This is a genomic window from Microbacterium sp. (assembly GCF_029263575.1).
Classification (GTDB): Bacteria; Actinomycetota; Actinomycetes; order Actinomycetales; family Microbacteriaceae; genus Microbacterium.
The window spans coordinates 1-18,581 of the sequence record NZ_JAJUFV010000022.1; the positions used below are offsets into that span (position 1 = coordinate 1).

An 18,581-nucleotide genomic window follows, 5' to 3' on the forward strand; every position below is an offset into this window, starting at 1 on the left:
CCCATCCGAGATGTCCATCATCGCGGTGGCACCGGCGACGGCAGCGACCGGTCCGAGACCGATCGGCGGTGACGGGCGCAGCTGCGCCGACAGAGCCGCCCGCTCCCCCGCCTGCAGCACTGCCGTGTCGATCGGCACCGGCTTATCGCCGTCGCGGAACCGGCCGAACAGCACTGAGAGTCCGTGCGCCGCCAATCCGAGCTCACCGGCGACGGCAACCACATCACCCTCCCGTGCTCCGGAACGAGTAACGGCCCCTCGACCCTCCAGGTCACCGAGAGCGGTCACGGCGATCATCAGCCGATCCGAGACGGTCAGGTCTCCCCCGACCACAGCGCAGCCGGGCGCGAGCGCGGCGCACGCTTCACGGAATCCGTCAGAGAGCTGCTGGACGAACGACAGACGCATGTCCCGCGGCACGGCGAGGGCGACCAGCAGCGCTGTCGGGCGCGCGCCCATGGCTGCGATGTCCGCCAGGTTCACGGCCGCCGCTTTCCAGCCCAAGTCGTAGCCGCTCGACCAGGCCAGTCGAAAATCGGGACCGTGGACGAGCGTGTCAGTCGTGGCGACGACAGATCCGCTCGGCGCGGCGATCACCGCCGCATCGTCGCCCGGGCCCAGAACCGTGTGCGAAGCAGGTGCTGTTCGCGTCAGGATGGCACGCAGCACCGTGCCCTCAGAGATATCTCCCAGGCGCGGGTCATCGTCACGTGAACGGGCAGGCATGCTGTCAACGGTAGCCTGGAATCATGGGTCGTCGTTTCGCCGTTGCCTCCGGTCTCGTCCTCGTGGCGGCAGCGCTCAGCGGGTGCACCCCGACTGTGCACATGGAGCCCGCCGACGACTCCAACAACCCGTTGTGTGCTGAAGTCGTCGTCAATCTCGAGAATCTGCGCTCCCTCGCCGGCCAAGACCGGATCTGGACCGACGCGCAGGGAACCGCCGCCTGGGGGGCATCGGGCGCGGCGATCCTGCTGACCTGCGGACTCGACAAACCCGCTCCGACCAGTGAGCTGCAGTGCGTGACGCTGGAGGGCGTGGACTGGCTGGTCGACGCGTCTGAGACGCCGAAGCTGAGGTTGACGACATATGGCCGAGAGCCCGCCGTACAACTGTACGTCGACACCGAAGTCGTCAGCTCCAACGACGTCATCAGCACCCGCGGACTCGTCGGGGCCATCTCGGTGATCCCGGTCGACGGGGCCTGCACAGCGCCCGACGAACTCGACGAAGACGCCCAGCAGCTGCTCGACGGCTAACGGCGTACGCCCGCGTCGATCAACTCGGTGATGAGGTCGCCGTAGCTGAGCCCTGAGGCGATCCAGCACTTCGGAAACATCGAGATCGGGGTGAACCCGGGCATCGTGTTGAGCTCGTTCACGACGAGTTCTCCGCTCGGCGTCAGGAAGAAGTCGACGCGGGCAAGTCCGCGCCCGTCGACGGCCTGGAAAGCGCGCACAGCTGTGTCGCGCATCCGTTCGAGCGTATCGGCGTCGAGTTCGGCGGGACAGACGATGTCAACGCCGTCGCCGCCCAGATACTTGCCCTCGAAGTCGTAGAAGTCACGCGAGGTGAGTACGACCTCACCGGGCAAAGACGCGCGTGGGGCGCTGCCTTCGCGTCCGGCGAGAACGCCGACCTCGATCTCGCGACCGTCGACCTTCGTTTCGATGAGCACCTTGTCGTCCTCCACGAAGGCGAGCTCCAGCGCCCCAGCGAGGTCATCGCCGTCGGCCACGCGCGAGACACCGACGCTCGAACCGGCACTGGCGGGTTTGACGAAGACGACAGAGCCCAGCTCCGCCACCCGTGCACGCAACCGGTCCGGATCGGCGATCCACTCGGCACGGCGCACCGTGATGCCGGGAGCGACGGCGATGCCTGCGGCCGAGAGCGCGAGCTTCGTGAAGTGCTTGTCGAGGCAGATTGCCGAATCGAGAATGCCGCCGCCGGCGTATGGCACCTCGAGCACATCGAAGAAGCCCTGAATCGCCCCGTCCTCACCGTGCAGCCCATGCAGCAACGGCAGCACGACATCGATCTCGCCCAAGGAGCGAACCGAACCGTCAGCCGCGCTCACCCGCAGGGTGCGATCGCCACAGGGCTCCGGCCACAGCACGCGAGTGCCGTTGTCGGCAACCTCTGGCAGCTGAGTGGCATCCAGAGCGAACTTCTCGGATCGATCCTCTTCCAGCACGAACGCGCCATCACGCGTGATGCCGACAGGAATCACATCGAAACGATCGCGATCAATCGCGCGCAGCACCCCGCCCGCCGTCGCGGAACTGATGGAATGCTCGCTGGAACGCCCGCCGAAGAGCACCGCCACGGTCTGCTTGTCCATTATTGGTTCTCTCCTCCTGCGGAGTGTCGTCGTCTGTGGTCAGGTGCGGTGCGATGTCACGCGGGCTCATATTCCCGTCGAGCACCATCTTCACCTGTTCCACGATCGGCATGTAGACGTCGGATTCGCGCGCCAGTTGCAGAATCGGGGCGACGGATGCCAGGCCCTCTGCCGTCTGGTTCATCTGCTTGACGACGTCTTGGAACCCGTACCCCTGCCCGAGCAGACGGCCGGCGGTGTTGTTGCGACTGAGCGGCGACTGGCACGTCGCAATCAGGTCGCCAAGCCCGGCGAGGCCCTGCAGGGTCTCCGGCTGAGCGCCGTTGGCGACGGCGAAGTCCGTCATCTCGACCAGACCGCGCGTGATGATCGACGCCTTGGTGTTCTCGCCGTACCCGACGCCGTCGACGATGCCGATCGCGACGGCGATGAGGTTCTTCAGCACACCGCCGAACTCCGTGCCGATCACGTCAGTGTTCACGAACGTACGGAAGTATCCGTTGCGCGCGGCACGAGCGACGGCATCCGCTGTCTCCTGGCTCGACGATGCCACAACCGCCGCCGTGGGCTGTTCTCGAGCGATCTCGAGCGCGAGGTTGGGCCCTGATGCCACCGCAATGCGCAACGGGTCACAGGCGAGCTCCTGCTCGATGACCTGGCTCATGCGCAATCCTGTCGAGCGCTCGACCCCCTTCATCAGACTGATGACTGGCGCGGTGCTGTCGGCCAGCAGCGGTCGAAGCGCCTTCAGATTTTCCCGCAGTGACTGACTCGGTACCGACAGGTACACCTGCTCGGCACCATCGAGCGCAGAACCGAGCGCATGCGTGGCATGAATCGTGCGCGGCAGATTGATACCGGGGAGGTACTTGGAGTTGCGCTTTCCCTCTTCGATCTCCAGCGCCTGCTCGGGACGGCGAGCCCACATCGTCACATGTGCCCCGCCGTCGGCGAGGATCTTGCCGAAGGTGGTGCCCCAGCTGCCGGCGCCGATGACCGCGACGCGCGGGCTGTCGTTCGCGCTTTTCTTACGGGTCAAGGCGTCCGGTCTCTCTCTGCCCGTGGTCGGACGGATTCCAGCGCGTATCCGGCGCCGTTTCACCGCGCAGATCTTCCAGCAGAGCGGTGATGGCGCTCATCAGCCGATTGGTCGCCTCCGTGAGCGCCGCCGGCTCATGCGCCCGCGCCTTCAGATCAGAGAGATCGATCGGATCGCCGACGATAACCTGGACGCGCTTGCGCGGCGGCCAGACGCTGAGCCCCTTCTGGTAACGGCCCATGATTTTCTGTGTTCCCCACTGTGCCATCGGAATGAGCGGAATGTCGCCGTTGAGCGCGAGACGAACGGCCCCGGATTTGCCTCTCATCGGCCACAGATCCGGATCACGCGTGAGAGTCCCCTCTGGGTATACGATCACTCCGCGCTCTTTCGAGACGAGCTTGCTCGACTGCTCGATCGTCTGCTTCGCCGCTGACGCGGACGTGGCCCGCGCGACCGGGACCATGCCCGTTCGACGCAGCAACCACCCGACGACCGGCACCCGAAAGAGGCTCTCCTTCGCCATGAACCGCGGGGCACGCCCCAGTCGCCACACCGCGACCGCGACGATCAGCGGGTCAAGCTCGGAGTAGTGATTCGGCGACAGCACGAACGCGCCGCGGCGCGGAAGCTTCTCTTTCCCCCGGATGTCGATCTTCGCGAGGAATCCGACGAGGGGAACGACCATCACAGCCAGAGCCCAGAACAGGCTCGGACGTGATTTCTCGGCAGACCGGGAACCCATCGGCCTCAACCGATGACGTCGAAGTCGGCGCCGAGGGCTTCCAGCTTGGCGAGGAACTTCTCGTATCCGCGCCGCAGAATGTTGACGCCGGACACGCGGGATTCGCCCTCTGCCGTCAGCGCGGCGATCACATGGCTGTAGCCACCACGGAGGTCGGGAACGACGATCTCGGCGCCACGCAGAGGCGTCGCGCCGGTGATGACCGCGGCCTGCTCGAGCTTGCGGCGCGCCACCCGGCGCGGTCCATCCTGCAGGCCGTGCGGGTGCACGACGATGTCGGCTCCCATCTTCACCAGCGCATCGGTGAAGCCGAAGCGGTTCTCGTACACCGTCTCATGAACGACAGACTGGCCTGCGGCCTGGGTGAGAGCGACGATTAGCGGCTGCTGCCAGTCGGTCATGAACCCCGGGTGGACATCGGTCTCGATCACGACGGGCTTGATCTCGCCATCGCGACGGAACAGGATGCCGTCTTCCTGGATGTCGAACCAACCGCCGGCTTTGCGAAACACGTTCAAGAACGTCAGCATCTCCTGCTGCTTCGCGCCGCCGACGAAGATCTCGCCGTCCGTGGCAAGCGCTGCGGAAGCCCAGGAGGCCGCCTCGTTGCGATCGAAGATCGATCGGTGGTCGTATCCGCGCAGCTTCTCCACGCCTTCGATGACGATCACTCGGTTGGGCTCATAGGAGATGATCGCGCCCATCTTCTGCAGAACCGCGATGAGATCCATGATCTCGGGCTCGATCGCGGCGTTGTGCAGTTCGGTGACGCCATCGGCGCGCACAGCGGTCAGCAGCACCTGCTCGGTGGCGCCGACACTCGGATACGGCAGGTGGATGTTCGCACCGTGCAGGCGCCCGTTCGGCGTCGACAGGCGAATGCCGCTGGGCAGCTTCTCCACAACGGCGCCGAACTTGCGAAGCGCATCGAGGTGGAAGTCGATCGGTCGGTCGCCGATGCGGCATCCGCCAAGGTCGGGGATGAACGCCTGTCCGAGCCGGTGCAGCAGCGGGCCGCAGAACAGAATCGGAATACGCGAAGCGCCCGCATGAGCGTCGATCTCTTCGAAATGCGCTGATTCGACGTCGCTCGGATCGAACACCAGAGCGCCGGGCTCATCGCCATCGGTCACACGGACGCCGTGTACCTCCAGCAGTGAGCGCACCACGGCCACGTCGCTGATCGCAGGAACGTCACGCAATGTGCTGACCGTCTCACCCAGCAGCGAGGCCACCATCGCCTTGGTCGCGAGGTTCTTGGCGCCCTTCACGTCGACGCGCCCACGCAGTGGACGACCGCCTCGGATCGCAAGCACGTCTCCTGTGGGCATCGCGTCCTGAGGGGCGTCGCGCAGGGGTGTCGTCATTCGATGGGCCTCACTTCAATTCCACGGATCGCGGCGAATACCGCCGGGGCAACTGCCCCTGGCCCACGTCCGCCCTCCTCAGAGCACCGGGAGGGTACGTGGCCGCCACGACTCGCGACGGGCCTCGAACTGCGCGATCTTGTCTTCATCGCGCAGCGTGAGCCCGATGTCGTCGAGCCCTTCGAGGAGCCGCCATCTAGTGTAATCGTCGATAGTGATGTCAGCCTGGAAATCGCCGATCGTGGCGGTGCGTGCTTCGAGATCGACCGTGATCGACGTACCGGGATTCGCGTCGATCTCAGCCCAGATGCGCTCCAGATCAGCCTCGGTGATCGTGGCCGCCAGCAGACCCTGTTTGCCGGCGTTGCCACGGAAGATATCGGCGAAGCGCGGGCTCAGCACGACCTGGAATCCGAAGTCGCGCAGCGCCCAGACAGCGTGCTCACGGCTTGAGCCGGTGCCGAAATCTGAACCGGCCACGAGAACGGAGGCCCCCTGGAAAGCCTCCTGATTGAGCACGAACTCGGGATCCTGACGCCAGGCGTGGAACAGCGCGTCGTCAAACCCGGTCTTCGTCACCCGCTTGAGGAACACAGCAGGGATGATCTGATCGGTGTCGACATTCGAGCGCTTCAGCGGAGCGGCTATTCCGGTGTGAGTGGTGAACTTCTCCATGGTCAGACTCCCGCTTCGACAGGCTCAGCGACCGGCTCGGCCGACAGATCGCTCGGACTGGACAACGTGCCGCGCACGGCGGTCGCCGCCGCGACCAGCGGCGACACCAGGTGCGTGCGCCCGCCTTTGCCTTGCCGGCCCTCGAAGTTGCGGTTCGAGGTGGATGCGCAACGCTCCCCCGGTGCCAGCTGGTCGGGGTTCATACCCAGACACATCGAGCATCCGGCGAAACGCCATTCGGCACCGAAGTCCTTCACGACCTGGTCGATTCCCTCGGCTTCGGCCTCGAGGCGCACACGGGCCGAGCCCGGCACGACCATGACCCGGACGCCATCGGCCTTCTTGCGCCCCTTGATGATCGATGCGAATGACCGCAGGTCTTCGATTCGGCTGTTCGTGCACGACCCCATGAACACGGCATCCACCGGCACCTCCTTCAGAGGCGTTCCCGGAGTGAGATTCATGTATTCGAGGGCACGCTCTGCAGCCGCGCGCTCGTTGGCATCGATGATCTGGGCGGGGTCGGGAACGCTCGCCGAGAGCGAGCTGCCCTGTCCGGGGTTCGTGCCCCACGTGACGAAGGGCTCGAGCTCATTCGCATCGATGAAGACCTCTGCGTCGAAAACCGCCCCCTCATCTGTGGGCAGTGTACGCCAGTACGCCACCGCGTCGTCCCAATCGCTGCCCCGCGGTGCGTGCGGACGGCCCTCCAAGTAGGCGAAGGTCGTCTCATCGGGTGCGATCATGCCGGCGCGGGCACCGGCCTCGATCGACATGTTGCAGATCGTCATGCGCCCTTCCATCGACAGCGAGCGAATCGCGCTGCCGCGGTATTCGAGCACGTAGCCCTGGCCGCCGCCGGTGCCGATCTTCGCGATGACAGCGAGGATGATGTCTTTCGCCGTGACGCCCTCGCGCAGCTCGCCCTCAACCGTGATCGCCATCGTCTTAAACGGCTTCAGCGGGAGCGTCTGGGTCGCCATGACGTGCTCGACCTCGCTTGTGCCGATGCCGAAGGCCATGGCTCCGAAAGCCCCGTGTGTCGACGTGTGCGAGTCGCCACACACGACGGTGATGCCCGGCATCGTCAGCCCCAGCTGCGGCCCGACGACGTGCACGATCCCCTGCTCGGCGTCTCCGAGCGAGTGCAGGCGTACGCCGAATTCCTCGGCGTTGCGGCGCAGCGTGTCGATCTGTGTGCGGCTGGTGAGGTCAGCGATCGGCTTGTCGATCTCGAGCGTCGGGGTGTTGTGGTCTTCCGTCGCGATAGTCAGATCAAGGCGGCGAAGCGGTCGGTTCTCCGCACGCAGACCGTCGAAGGCCTGCGGGCTCGTCACCTCGTGAACGAGATGGAGGTCGATGTAGAGGAGGTCGGGTTTCCCATCTTCGCCCTTGACGACGAGGTGGTCGTCCCAGACCTTCTCGGCGAGCGTTCGCGGGTGACTCGGAATATCGGGGGTATCAACGGAGGTCATGTCGTTCTCTCAAGGTCTGGGTGGTTCGGCCACGCTGAACTCCGCGACGAGAAAGGCCTATTGCGAGGTCTCGTCGCGGCTGGTAAGGAGAAGAACCACTCGCCGCATGGGTTCAGGTTACCACCGCGCCCGACCTTCTCGCCTCGCACGCATCGTAACCGGACGTCGCATTCGCCGCATCGGAGTCACCGGTCGTGACACTCTGACAGAGTGCGCAGCCCATCCTGTATGCGCTGACACCGAGAGAGGATCCGAATGACAGTGCCCGCTGATTCCGCGCAGTTCGCCACCCAGGCGCTGCACGCCACGCATGCTGTCGAAGCCGCGACGCCGCGCGCGACCCCGATTTATCTGACCGCCGGGTTCACCTTCGACAGCTTCGACGAAGCGGCAGCGCATTTCGACGGCGGGACGGGCTTCGGCTACACCCGCACCGGAAATCCCACCGTTCGCGCTGTCGAGAACCGTCTCGCGGCCTTGGAATCAGGCGCCGACGCGCTGCTGGTCGCCAGCGGGCAAGCGGCTGTCGTGACGGCGTTACTGACCGTCGCCGGCGCAGGCGATCACCTCGTCGCCTCCACGCATATCTACGAGGGCAGCCGCGGACTGTTCCTTGATAATCTCTCCCGACTCGGCATCGACACCGACTTCGTCGACGACATCGCCGATCCGGATGCCTGGCGCGCCCTGGTGCGACCCAACACCCGGGCGCTGTTCGCCGAGTCGATCTCCAACGCCCGAAACCACGTTCTCGACGTCGCGTCGATCGCGCGCGTGGGCGACGAGTCGGGCATCCCGCTGATCGTCGACAACACCCTCGCGACGCCGGCGCTGATCCGCCCGATCGAAAGCGGTGCAGCGATCGTGGTGCACTCGGCATCGAAATTCCTCGCCGGACACGGTGCCGTGCTGGGCGGCGTGATCGTGGATTCCGGTCGCTTCGATGTCAGCCGGAACGGTCATCTCTTTCCGCACCTCGTTCTGCCCGGCCGCGGTGGTGCTGCATCAGTCGCAGAACGTCACGGTTCGGCGTCACGCATCGCTTATGCACGCGAGGTCGTTGCACCACGATTCGGCCCCACGCCCTCTCCTCTCAATGCGTTCCTGATCGGTCAGGGTGTCGAGACCCTCGCGCTGCGCGTCGAGCGACAGTCCGAGAATGCACTGGCTGTCGCCCGGTGGCTCGCATCGCACGAGACGGTCGAGTCGGTCGACTATGCCGGGCTGGAAAGCCACCCTGACCACGCACGGGCGATCGGACAGCTCACGGGCAGTCACGGGTCGGTGTTCACCTTCACCGTCCGCGGGGGCGAACAGGCCGCCAGGCGCGTCATCGATGCCGTCGGTGTCTTCACGCACATGACTCATATCGGTGATGTGCGCTCACTCGTACTGCATCCGGCCACGACGAGTCATACGCTGCTGACGCCCGCTCAACGGGCACAGCTCGGTGTGCACCCCGGGACGCTTCGCGTCTCGATCGGCATCGAAGACCCCGCAGACCTCATCTCCGACCTGACCCAGGCGCTTTCGCTGGTACGCACCAAGGGAGCCGTCCGATGACACGCCCACAGCACTTCGGCTGGTTCCTCGCTCGTGGTTTCGGACCGCAGGGCTGGGGCTTTCCGTCTCTCGATTGGGAGTACGACTGGACCAGACCCGAGATCTACCAGGAGTCGGCACGCATCCTCGAGCAAGCCGGATTCGACCTCGTCATCATTGAGGACGCTCCGTCTCTAGGTTCGCCCGAGACGATCGACCTGCGCGTGCGTCATGCCTTCGGCGGACCCAAGCACGACCCGCTGCTGCTGGCACCGGCGCTGTTTCACGCCACCTCGCATCTCGGCGTCGTGCCGACGGTCAACCCTGCCGCTTACCTCCCTTACACTGCGGCTCGTCAGTTCGCGACGTTGCAGCATCTCAGCGGGCACCGCCTCGGCCTCAACGTCGTCACAGACACGGGAAGCGCACGTCATTTCTCGGATGCGGCGTCGCTCGGTCACGACGAGGCATACGACCGTGCGGAGGAATGGCTCGACGGCATCCGCGAGCTGTGGCGCAGCTGGGACGATGACGCTCTCGTCCTCGATCGCGCGACCGACCACTACGCCGACGGATCGCGGATGCGTGCGATCAGGCACCGCGGTACGCATTACGCCTTCGACGGGCCGCTCAACGCACTGCCCTTCACCGACGGAGAGCCGGCGATCGTGTCGCCCGGCGGCTCCGGCCGCGGGCTCGGCTTCGCCGGCGCGAACTCCGACGTGCAACTCGCCCTCGCTCCCCTGAACGAGACCTCCGTGCGCGCTTATCGCGCCAAGATCCACAACGCGGCCATCGAGCGGGGTCGACGCCCCGACGACATCAAGATCCTGTTCGCGATCCAGCCGGTCATCGTGTCGTCTGCGGAAGAGGCAGACCGCGTCGTGGCCGCCTCGGCGTCGCCCGACGACGCCGTTCTGACCCAGATCGCGCGCAAGCAGTCGAGCGACCTCGAAACCGATCTCACAGCGCTCGATCTGGATGCGCCGCTGGACCGCTCGGTCTTCGGCCCGCACGTCTCGCAAGGCAGCATCGCACGTCTGGTCGGCGACCGCGCAGATGATGCACCGCTGCGGGCGCATCTGACCGCGCTCGCGCGCGCCGGGCGCATCCGAGACCGCTCCGGCTTCGTCGGGACGGCGGATGAGTTCGCCGACCTCATCGAGGAGCTGGGCGAATGGGGCAACGACGGCGTGCTGCTCTGGGGTGATTTCCATCCGGTCACGGTGCACCGCATGCTGGATGAGCTCGTGCCGATTCTCCGGCGACGCGGCATTCTGCGCCGCGAGTACGCTCCCGGCGGGCTGCGGGCGAACCTGCAGGCGTTCTGACACCGACAGGCTCGCCCCGCGCCGTCACTGTTTGAGCTTCTCGGCCTTCTTGTCGCGCGCCGAGGCGATGAGGCTGGCGATCGTCGCCACGGCCATCGACGCGAAGATGACCGCGAGCGAGATCCAGTTGTTGATGTCGGGCGCCCACAGGATCGGCAAGCCGTCGTTGATGAACGGCAGCTCGTTCTCATGCATGGCGTGCAGGATGAGCTTCACTCCGATGAAGCCGAGGATGAACGCCACGCCGTAGTGCAGGTACCGGAGCCGGTCGAGCAGGTCGCCGAGCAGGAAGTACAACTGGCGCAGACCCATGAGTGCGAACAGATTGGCGGTGAAGACGATGAACGGGTCCTGCGTCACGCCGAAGATCGCGGGGATCGAGTCGACCGCGAACATGAGGTCGGTGACGCCCAGTGCGACGAACACGATGAGCATCGGCGTCCACATCTTCTTACCGGCCACGACCGTACGCACCTTGGCACCGTCGTAATCGTCGCTGATGCTGATGCCGCGCCGCAGCATGCGGATGATGAAACTCTCGGTCTGCTTATCGTCTTCGTGCTTCTCCGGCATGGCCTGACGGATCGCTGTGAAGACGAGGAATGCGCCGAAGAGGTAGAAGATCGGGCTCAGGTGCTCGACGGCGGCACCGACGATGATGATGAACACGGCTCGCAGCACGAGGGCGATGATGATGCCCACCATCAGCGCTTCCTGCTGATAACGACGCGGCACAGCGAACTGCCGCATGATCAGCACGAACACGAAGAGGTTGTCGATGGAGAGGCTGTATTCCATCGTCCAGCCGGTCAGGAAGTCCAGCGAGGTCTTGCTGTCTCCGACGAAGAAGAGCACGACCGCAAAGATCAGGGCGAGCGTCACATAGAACGCGACCCACAGACTGGACTCTTTCGTCGACGGGATATGCGGACGCTTCAGGATGAGAAGCAGATCGGCTATGAGGATGACGGTCAGAACCACGAGAGCTGTGATCTCAAACCACACGGGAATGTTCAAGGGCTGTCAGCGCCTTTCGAGAGGGTCGGTTATCTGCCGAAAGTCTCTCCCCCGCACAGAATGTGCGTCGCGCGACCGGAGCAGCTTCAGTGGCACTCGTGATGACGATCCGCGCAGGTCGGGATACTCCCTCTCGCGCAACCGAGTCTAGCGGACGATCGCGCCCGAAGCAGGAACGGCGAGAAACGATCTGAGACGATTCGGTAACAGCCGACACTCTCTCTATGAGAGACACCGAACGGAGCAGGATGCCGCACCGATCGCAAGACCAGGAATGGGCCGCACGGGCGGCCGGAGGCGATGAGAGCGCCTTTCGGTCGCTATATCGCGCGCACGTTCGCGCTGTGTATTGGATTGCTTACGGCATCGTGGGATCCGCCGCCGACGCCGAGGACGTCACGCAGGAGACCTTCGTGGTCGCCTGGCGAAAGCTTGTGACGCTGGAACTCGTGGGCGATTCGATTCTGCCGTGGCTTGCGACGATCTGCCGGTTTCAAGCGGCGAATCGGATGCGCCAGCGCCGCCGCGACCGATCACACACAACTGACGCCGCTGATGAGCGGATCGCTGACACCGTGAACATCGAAGAGCAGGTGATCACCGCCTCGCTGGCCGAGCGGATCATGGCAGAGCTCGGCACACTGAGTGCACTGGATCAGGACATCTTTCGGTTGTGTGCTGCAGAGGGTTATGGCTATCAGGCGGCTGCGGCACAGCTCGGTGTGAGCCACGCTGTCGTTCGGAACCGTCTCTCTCGGGTGCGCACGCGGTTGCGTGGCACCGTTCAGGAAGTGAGAGACGCATGAACCAGCACACTCCCGACGAAGCGTTGCCCGTTCTCTCTGCGGAGAGCATCACCCGAATCGAGAACGCCGTGTTTACCGAGATAGCCGAGGCCCGACCGCCACGCACGGCGCGGGCGTCCCGTGCACGACGGCGGCGATGGTTGACCGGGCTCGGCGTCGCCGCCGCGTTCGCCGCCGGCATCCTGGTGGCCCCGCCGATTCTCGGCATCGTGGGAACCGGCGCCTCGATGGGCGGTAGCGCCAGCGACAGCGCAGCGATTGAGGAGACCGGGGTCGCCGAGGTCGTTCCCTCGACGATCGATCCGTCATCGATTGCCCTGGACGGGGCTGCATCAACGCCGCGCGAGATCATCCAGACGGCGCAGGCGACCGTCCAAGTCGCCGACATCCGAGACGCCGCCGATGAGATCACAGCTCTCGCAGCTTCGCACGGCGGATACGTCGAGAGCACCGAGATCAGCACGATGCCGGTCGAGGATCACACCTCCGCTGAAGCGCCGCCTGATTCGGGACACGGCTGGATCAGCATCCGTGTTCCTGCCGCGGATCTGAGCGTGGTGATGCAGGTGCTGGATGACTACGGCACTGTGCTCGACTCGTCCGTGGCGAAGGAAGACGTCACCGCCGCGGCCATCGATCTTCGTGCTCGCGTGGACGCGACGCGCGCCTCGGTCGATCGTCTGACCGATCTGATGGCGAACACGGCGACGGTCTCGGAATTGCTCGAGGCAGAGGTGGCGCTATCGGAGCGCCAGGCCCAACTGGAGTCATATGAGCAGCAGTTGGCGGCGCTCGACGATCAGGTTGAGATGTCGTCGCTGCGGGTCGCGCTCACCCGTACCTCAACGCCGACAACCGCAGACCCTGCCGGGTTCGGCGATGGGCTGCTGGCCGGATGGAACGGACTCATCGTCTCGTTGAACGCCCTCGTCATCGCGTTCGGGTTCCTGCTGCCCTGGTTGGGCGTGGCCGCCGTCATCGCACTCATCGTCTGGCTGATCCTTCGCTGGCGTCATCGCATTCGCGACGCTCAGAATCCCTGAATTTCCGGGATATACAAGAAATCTTGTTGAAACTGGGCAGCGCGCTTAACGTTGTCGACATGGAAGACATCTCGGTCATCACCGCCGTGCATCATCCCCTCCGCCGGCGCATCTTCGATTACCTGCTCCTCTACGGCACGGCGCAGGTGACGGCGATCTCACGAGCTCTGGCGAGCCAGGTCGGCAGCATCAGCCATCATCTGCGCATGCTCGAGCGCGCCGGCGTCGTCGAGCGCGTGGCTGACCCGCACGGTGACCGTCGAACCAGCTGGTGGAAGCTCAGCCGCAGCTCGATGACGTGGTCGGCAGACGATTATCCGGATTCGCCAGCTGATGCTCTGCTCGCACGCGAGGCCGACCGCAACGTGATCCGCCGGCAGATCGATCGACTGCAGCGCTGGCACCATCGCCGCCGCAACGGCGAGCTGGCCGACTATGACGGCTACAACAGCGAAACGCTCGGCTGGGCGACGCCGGACGAACTCAGCGACCTGGCCGACCGCGTTCAGGCCACGGTTCGACAGTGGCACGATGAGATCGACACGGACGACGGGCAGACACGTACGCCGGTCTTCTTCTTCGCTCGTGCCTTTCCCACTGAGCCATGATGGCTGTCAGCGAGCCGCAGCTGCTCCGCGAGCCACCTCCGTTCTCGCGGGATCGTGCCGTTCATCTGTGGATCGGTGTCAAGGCTCTCTCCGATGCCGGCGACGCGATCTGGTCGATCGCTCTCGCCTGGACGGCCGTGCAGATCACGTCGCCGGCGATCGCGGGCCTCATCGTCGCCGCAGGAACTCTGCCGCGAGCCGTGATTCTCCTGTTCGGCGGCGTCCTGGCTGACCGCGCCAACGCGCGGCATGTGATGATGCTCTTCAACGTACTCCGAATCGGCGTGCTCATCGCGGTCGCGGTCTGGGTGCTCTTCTCCTCTCCCTCCGTCATCGTTCTGCTGCTCGCCGCGATCGCCTTCGGTGCCTGTGACGCGTTCTACGAGCCCTCGGCGGCAACGATCGCGCGGCAGATGGTGCACACGCGTGATCTTCCCTCCTACAGCGCTCTCATGCAGACGGCGTCGCGACTCGGCACGATGGGTGGAGCCGCGATCGGCGGGTTCCTCGTGGCTGGCACCGGCATGGTGGGAAGCGCATCGATCAACGCGCTGACCTTCACCGTGGTGGTGGCGTTCATCGCCATCTGGCTCCGACCGCGATTCGCCCTGCCACGCACCGAGAAGGAGTCGCCGTTGCGCGGCATCCGCAAGGGATTTGTTCATCTGCGCACCGACCCCGTCACGCGCACACTCGTGATCGCGCTGTCCGGACTCAATCTCGCTGTCGGGCCAGCGGTGGGGATCGGGCTCGCGCTGCGCGCCCACGACCAGGGATGGGGCGCAGCCGCCGTCGGCATCTTCGAGGGTTTGCTCGGACTCGGAGCCGCTCTGGGCGCCGTGTCGGTCGCCCGATGGCGCCCGCGGCACGAAGCACGCGCCGGGTTCTCAGCGCTGGTCGTGCAGGGCATCGCCATCGCCGCACTCGGATTCGGGCCGTCCTGGAGCGTCGCAGCTTCGTGTTTCGTGATCGGCGCCACCGCGGGCTACGCATCCGTCCTCCTCGGGTCCACGTTCGCAGCAACCGTCGACCCGATGTATCTCGGCCGAATGAGTTCGATCACCCGCCTGGGCGATGACGTGCTCATGCCGCTCGCGATGGCGGTGTTCGGGGCACTCGCCTCGGCGACCGCCCTCTGGGTTCCCTTCGTCGCCTATGGCGCGGCGATGACAGCCCTCATGCTCATTCCCTTGAGAAACCGTGCCTTTCGAGATCTCTCGGTGAGTCACGGCGGGTAAATGTCCGACGCGGCGAGGCGAGGCCGCTAATGTCTTCGTCATGACTCGCACAGCTCCGACGACACCCACCGTGCCTGCCGGCCGCGACCTCACGCTCGATCTCGCACGGGTCTTCTGCGTCGTGCTCGTCGTCTTCGTGCACATTCTGTTCACCGGCGTCGGAATCGGCCCCGATGGCTCGCTGCTGATCGAGAAGACCGTCGAACGACAACCGTGGTTCAGCGCCGCCACCTGGGTTCTGAACATCATGCCGCTGTTCTTTGTCGTCGGCGGCTACGCGGCGCGGGCGGGCTGGCGTTCCGCCGTCAAGAAGGGCCTGAGCGCAGATGATTTCGTGCGGGTGCGCCTGGCGCGTCTCGCACGACCTGCGCTGGTGGTCTTCGTGTTCTTCACCGTCGCGCTCGCGGCGGTGCGGATGCTCGGGATCGATCCGGCACTCGTCGACGGTATCGCGATCGGTGTCGGCTCGCCGCTGTGGTTTCTCGCCGCCTACCTCGTGGCGCAGGCCTTCGCTCCGCTGCTCATGCGGTGGCACGACCGGCACGGCTGGCGGGTTCTCGTTGCTGCTGCTCGCCGCGTTGATCGTGGACACCGTGCGGTTCGTCATCATCGGTGGCATCTTCGGCGTCGGTGCGGTGCCCGAGACCGGGTACGGGTTCGGACAGGAGCTCTTCGGCATTCCCAATGTCATGTTCGTCTGGCTCTTCGCCCAGCAGGTCGGCTTCTTCGTCTATGACGGCTGGTTCCAACGGCGACGGTGGTGGCAGCTCGTCCTCCTGATAGCGGGCGGGTACGCGGCTCTGGGGGCCCTGGTCTCGCTCGGCGGATACTCGTGGAGCATGCTGACCAACCAGTGGCCGCCGACCGCGCTGATGGCGATCCTGGCTGTGGTGCAGGCATCCGCCCTCACGCTCTTGCATGCGCCGCTCACCGCTCTCATGCGAACCAGACCAGCCCAGGCGGTGGTGTTCGTGCTCGGGTCTCGACTGATGACGATCTACCTCTGGCATCTGCCGATGATCATGGTGCTGACCGGCATACAGCTGTCGCTACCGCTTCCGCTGCCCGCGCCCGGAAGCGCGACCTGGTGGTGGACGCGTCTGCCGTTCTTGCTTGTCGTCCTCGGCGCGGTGTGGGTGCTGTCGCTGTGGCTCGTGCGCTTCGAGAAGGTGCCGGCGGCGGGCGCACCGCGGTTCTCTGCTCGATGGGCGACCGTGCTCGGGGCCATCGTGTTTATCGTGCCGGTGCTCGCGATCACCGCATACGGGCTCGATCTCCTCCTTGCCGCGATCGCGCTCGTCGGCACGGCCGTCGCGCTGGCGCTGACGGGTTCCGTCTCGGCCCGGCGAGGCGCCGACGTCGTCGCCTGACCCACCGCGGCAAACGCGTGCAGGCCGATATGGTGGCACACGTGAGCAGGCGTCGATTCAGCACCGCGGGGCTGAGCCCGGGCTACTTTGCTGGGGTCATGGGCACCGGGATCATCTCGATCGGCGCGACGCTCAATGGATACGACCTGCTCGCGACGATTCTGCTGTGGTGCGCGGTGGTGTTCTACGTGGTGCTGATTGTGCTCAATACCCACCGGTTCTTTGCGCACCGCGATCGTTTCCTCGCCGATCTGTCTGATCCGTCACGGGCGTTCGGGTACTTCACCTTCATCGCCGCGACAGATGTCATCTCGACCGCGCTGTTGAGTACCGTGTACGCGGAAGCGGTCATCGTGCTGCTGGGCGTGTCGATCGTGGCGTGGCTAGCGCTCGGCTACGGCATTCCCTGGTTGGCCATGCTCGGCAGCGGTCACCGCCGCACGCTGCAAGGCGCGAACGGCAGCTGGTTCGTGTGGGTCGTCGCCAGCCAGTCGATCGCGATCGTCGCCTCAGGTCTTGAGAGCGTCTACCTGCAGTTTCGGCCGGCGCTGGCGATTATCGCGGTGATGGCGTGGGCTATCGGCATCGTGCTCTACGTCGCCTGCGCGATCTTCGTCACCTTGCGCGTGATGCTCTACGGGCTGAAGCCGTCAGAGCTCGATCCGACCTACTGGGTGACCATGGGGGCGCTGGCCATCACTGTGGTCGCCGGATCCCACATCGTCGAGATGCAGGACGCCCCGATGGTAGCGGCCACCAGGGGCCTGATCGCTGGCATGTCGGTGATCTTCTGGTCGTTTGCCACCTGGCTTCTCCCCGTGCTCGTCGCCGCCGGATTCTGGCGCCACCGGCGCCACCGCGTGCCGTTGCGCTACGAGCCGGGGCTGTGGAGCGTCGTCTTCCCCGTCGGCATGTATGCCGTCGCGAGCGTCTCCCTCGGTCGTGCCGATGCGATACCGTTTCTCGACACCATCGGAAGCACCTGGTATTGGCTCGCCTTGGTCGTCTGGGCTGCTGTGGCCGTCGCCATGATCGTTCATCTCTGCCGGGGCGCTGCGAGGCGCGGATGATACGCGAAAACCCCCGGGCGAACCGGGGGTTTTCGATGTTGCGTGACCCCAGCGGGATTCGAACCCGCGTTACCGCCGTGAGAGGGCGGCGTACTAGGCCGCTATACGATGGGGCCAGGTCTTGCGATGCGTTTCCGCGCCGCGACAACCGTTCAAGTATGCCATGAGATTTCATCCTCCGCCAAATCGCCACAACGTCCATTCCGTGCTCGGGCGCGTCGAAGTTCCGCAGAGTTTGCCAGCCGCCCGCATCCGGGGTTTACTCGCTGCATGCGCGTCACAAAGTACGAACATGCCGCCCTTCGACTCGATGAGAGCGGGGAGGGCCTCCTGGTCGACCCGGGCTCGTTCACCACGCCCATCGACGACCTCTCCGGCATCGTCGCGGTCGTGATCACGCACGAACATCCCGATCATTGGACTCCCGAGCACCTCGATCGCATCCTCCGCGCAGCGCCGGGCACACCGATCTTCGCGCCGGCGGGGGTCGCTGCGGCGGCGACAGACTACGAGATCACCGAGGTCACTGCCGGCGACACCGTGACGGCCGGACGTTTCACCCTGCGCTTTTTCGGCGGCGACCATGCCGTGATCCACTCGTCCGTGCCGCCCGTGCAGAACGTCGGCGTGCTCATCAACGACCAGCTCTACTACCCCGGCGACTCCTACGCCGTGCCCGAGGGCGTCGACGTCGACGCATTGGCAGCCCCGCTCGGCGCGCCGTGGCTGAAGATCGGTGAGGCGATGGACTTCGTGCTCGCCGTGAAGCCTCATCGTGCATTCGGCGTGCACGACATGACGCTGTCGGTCATCGGCCGCAACATGCACCGGCAGCGCTTGGCATGGGCGACCGAGCAGAGTGGCGGTGAGTTCTTCGAGCTCGATCCTGGCGACACGCTGGATCTGTGACG

Annotated in this window: 18 protein-coding genes and 1 tRNA gene; 10 read left to right on the forward strand and 9 right to left on the reverse strand. The window is 65.4% G+C overall.

Annotation, left to right across the window (positions count from 1 at the left end; translation table 11 throughout):
* Window positions 1-726 (reverse strand): thiamine-phosphate kinase (thiL, locus tag Q1J95_RS03900; RefSeq protein WP_300265961.1); only part of this gene is annotated, 726 nt, incomplete at its 3' end.
* Between the two features lie 23 nt (window positions 727-749).
* Here thiL and Q1J95_RS03905 point away from each other — a divergent pair.
* The gene (locus tag Q1J95_RS03905; protein WP_300265962.1) at window positions 750-1,259 is read left to right on the forward strand and encodes a DUF3515 family protein; all 510 of its coding nucleotides are present in this window, start codon (window positions 750-752) and stop codon (window positions 1,257-1,259) included.
* On the opposite strand, the gene Q1J95_RS03910 is transcribed toward Q1J95_RS03905, so the two are convergent.
* The 6 genes from Q1J95_RS03910 to leuC form a co-directional block, all read right to left on the reverse strand.
* Window positions 1,256-2,344: a D-alanine--D-alanine ligase family protein gene (locus Q1J95_RS03910; RefSeq protein ID WP_300265963.1), complete on the reverse strand. Its 1,089-nt coding sequence runs from the start codon at window positions 2,342-2,344 to the stop codon at window positions 1,256-1,258. The genes Q1J95_RS03905 and Q1J95_RS03910 overlap by 4 nt on opposite strands.
* Window positions 2,250-3,383, reverse strand: a complete 1,134-nt coding sequence (locus Q1J95_RS03915; RefSeq protein ID WP_300265964.1) for an NAD(P)H-dependent glycerol-3-phosphate dehydrogenase — start codon at window positions 3,381-3,383, stop codon at window positions 2,250-2,252. Before Q1J95_RS03915 ends, Q1J95_RS03910 begins: the two co-directional genes overlap by 95 nt.
* Window positions 3,373-4,128: a 1-acyl-sn-glycerol-3-phosphate acyltransferase gene (locus Q1J95_RS03920; RefSeq protein WP_300265965.1), complete on the reverse strand. Its 756-nt coding sequence runs from the start codon at window positions 4,126-4,128 to the stop codon at window positions 3,373-3,375. The genes Q1J95_RS03915 and Q1J95_RS03920 overlap by 11 nt, the downstream gene beginning before the upstream one ends.
* Before the next feature lie 5 nt (window positions 4,129-4,133).
* Window positions 4,134-5,495 (reverse strand): UDP-N-acetylglucosamine 1-carboxyvinyltransferase, encoded by a 1,362-nt coding sequence (murA, locus tag Q1J95_RS03925; protein WP_300265966.1) that lies wholly within the window; start codon window positions 5,493-5,495, stop codon window positions 4,134-4,136.
* A 78-nt stretch (window positions 5,496-5,573) separates the two neighbouring features.
* Window positions 5,574-6,170 (reverse strand): 3-isopropylmalate dehydratase small subunit, encoded by a 597-nt coding sequence (leuD, locus tag Q1J95_RS03930; RefSeq protein WP_300265967.1) that lies wholly within the window; start codon window positions 6,168-6,170, stop codon window positions 5,574-5,576.
* A 2-nt stretch (window positions 6,171-6,172) separates the two neighbouring features.
* Complete coding sequence (leuC, locus tag Q1J95_RS03935; protein WP_300265968.1) at window positions 6,173-7,645, reverse strand: 3-isopropylmalate dehydratase large subunit; 1,473 nt, start codon at window positions 7,643-7,645, stop codon at window positions 6,173-6,175.
* Between the two features lie 255 nt (window positions 7,646-7,900).
* On the opposite strand from leuC, the gene Q1J95_RS03940 reads away from it, so the two are divergent.
* Window positions 7,901-9,208, forward strand: a complete 1,308-nt coding sequence (locus tag Q1J95_RS03940; protein ID WP_300265969.1) for a PLP-dependent transferase — start codon at window positions 7,901-7,903, stop codon at window positions 9,206-9,208.
* Window positions 9,205-10,518, forward strand: coding sequence for an LLM class flavin-dependent oxidoreductase (locus tag Q1J95_RS03945; RefSeq protein ID WP_300265970.1), 1,314 nt, complete (start codon window positions 9,205-9,207; stop codon window positions 10,516-10,518). The genes Q1J95_RS03940 and Q1J95_RS03945 overlap by 4 nt, the downstream gene beginning before the upstream one ends.
* 24 nt (window positions 10,519-10,542) lie before the next feature.
* On the opposite strand, the gene Q1J95_RS03950 is transcribed toward Q1J95_RS03945, so the two are convergent.
* Window positions 10,543-11,535, reverse strand: coding sequence for a TerC/Alx family metal homeostasis membrane protein (locus Q1J95_RS03950; RefSeq protein WP_300265971.1), 993 nt, complete (start codon window positions 11,533-11,535; stop codon window positions 10,543-10,545).
* 224 nt (window positions 11,536-11,759) lie between these two features.
* On the opposite strand from Q1J95_RS03950, the gene Q1J95_RS03955 reads away from it, so the two are divergent.
* The 6 genes from Q1J95_RS03955 to Q1J95_RS03980 all read left to right on the forward strand — a co-directional run bounded on the left by Q1J95_RS03955 (window position 11,760) and on the right by Q1J95_RS03980 (window position 17,670).
* Window positions 11,760-12,341 (forward strand): sigma-70 family RNA polymerase sigma factor, encoded by a 582-nt coding sequence (locus Q1J95_RS03955; RefSeq protein ID WP_300265972.1) that lies wholly within the window; start codon window positions 11,760-11,762, stop codon window positions 12,339-12,341.
* Window positions 12,338-13,384 (forward strand): DUF4349 domain-containing protein, encoded by a 1,047-nt coding sequence (locus tag Q1J95_RS03960; RefSeq protein ID WP_300265973.1) that lies wholly within the window; start codon window positions 12,338-12,340, stop codon window positions 13,382-13,384. Before Q1J95_RS03955 ends, Q1J95_RS03960 begins: the two co-directional genes overlap by 4 nt.
* A 59-nt stretch (window positions 13,385-13,443) precedes the next feature.
* Window positions 13,444-13,992, forward strand: coding sequence for a helix-turn-helix domain-containing protein (locus Q1J95_RS03965; protein ID WP_300265974.1), 549 nt, complete (start codon window positions 13,444-13,446; stop codon window positions 13,990-13,992).
* Entirely contained in the window at window positions 13,989-15,230 is a 1,242-nt protein-coding gene (locus Q1J95_RS03970) for an MFS transporter (protein WP_300265975.1), read from the forward strand. The genes Q1J95_RS03965 and Q1J95_RS03970 overlap by 4 nt, the downstream gene beginning before the upstream one ends.
* Window positions 15,231-15,270: 40 nt before the next feature.
* Complete coding sequence (locus Q1J95_RS03975; protein ID WP_300265976.1) at window positions 15,271-15,966, forward strand: acyltransferase; 696 nt, start codon at window positions 15,271-15,273, stop codon at window positions 15,964-15,966.
* A gap of 675 nt (window positions 15,967-16,641) precedes the next feature.
* Window positions 16,642-17,670 carry a tellurite resistance/C4-dicarboxylate transporter family protein gene (locus tag Q1J95_RS03980; RefSeq protein WP_300265977.1) on the forward strand — a complete coding sequence of 343 codons (1,029 nt, stop codon included), beginning with the start codon at window positions 16,642-16,644 and terminating at the stop codon, window positions 17,668-17,670.
* 43 nt (window positions 17,671-17,713) lie between these two features.
* On the opposite strand, the gene Q1J95_RS03985 is transcribed toward Q1J95_RS03980, so the two are convergent.
* A tRNA-Glu gene (locus Q1J95_RS03985) sits at window positions 17,714-17,786 on the reverse strand.
* A 154-nt stretch (window positions 17,787-17,940) separates the two neighbouring features.
* On the opposite strand from Q1J95_RS03985, the gene Q1J95_RS03990 reads away from it, so the two are divergent.
* Window positions 17,941-18,579 carry an MBL fold metallo-hydrolase gene (locus tag Q1J95_RS03990; protein ID WP_300265978.1) on the forward strand — a complete coding sequence of 213 codons (639 nt, stop codon included), beginning with the start codon at window positions 17,941-17,943 and terminating at the stop codon, window positions 18,577-18,579.
* The last annotated feature ends 2 nt before the right edge of the window (window positions 18,580-18,581 follow it).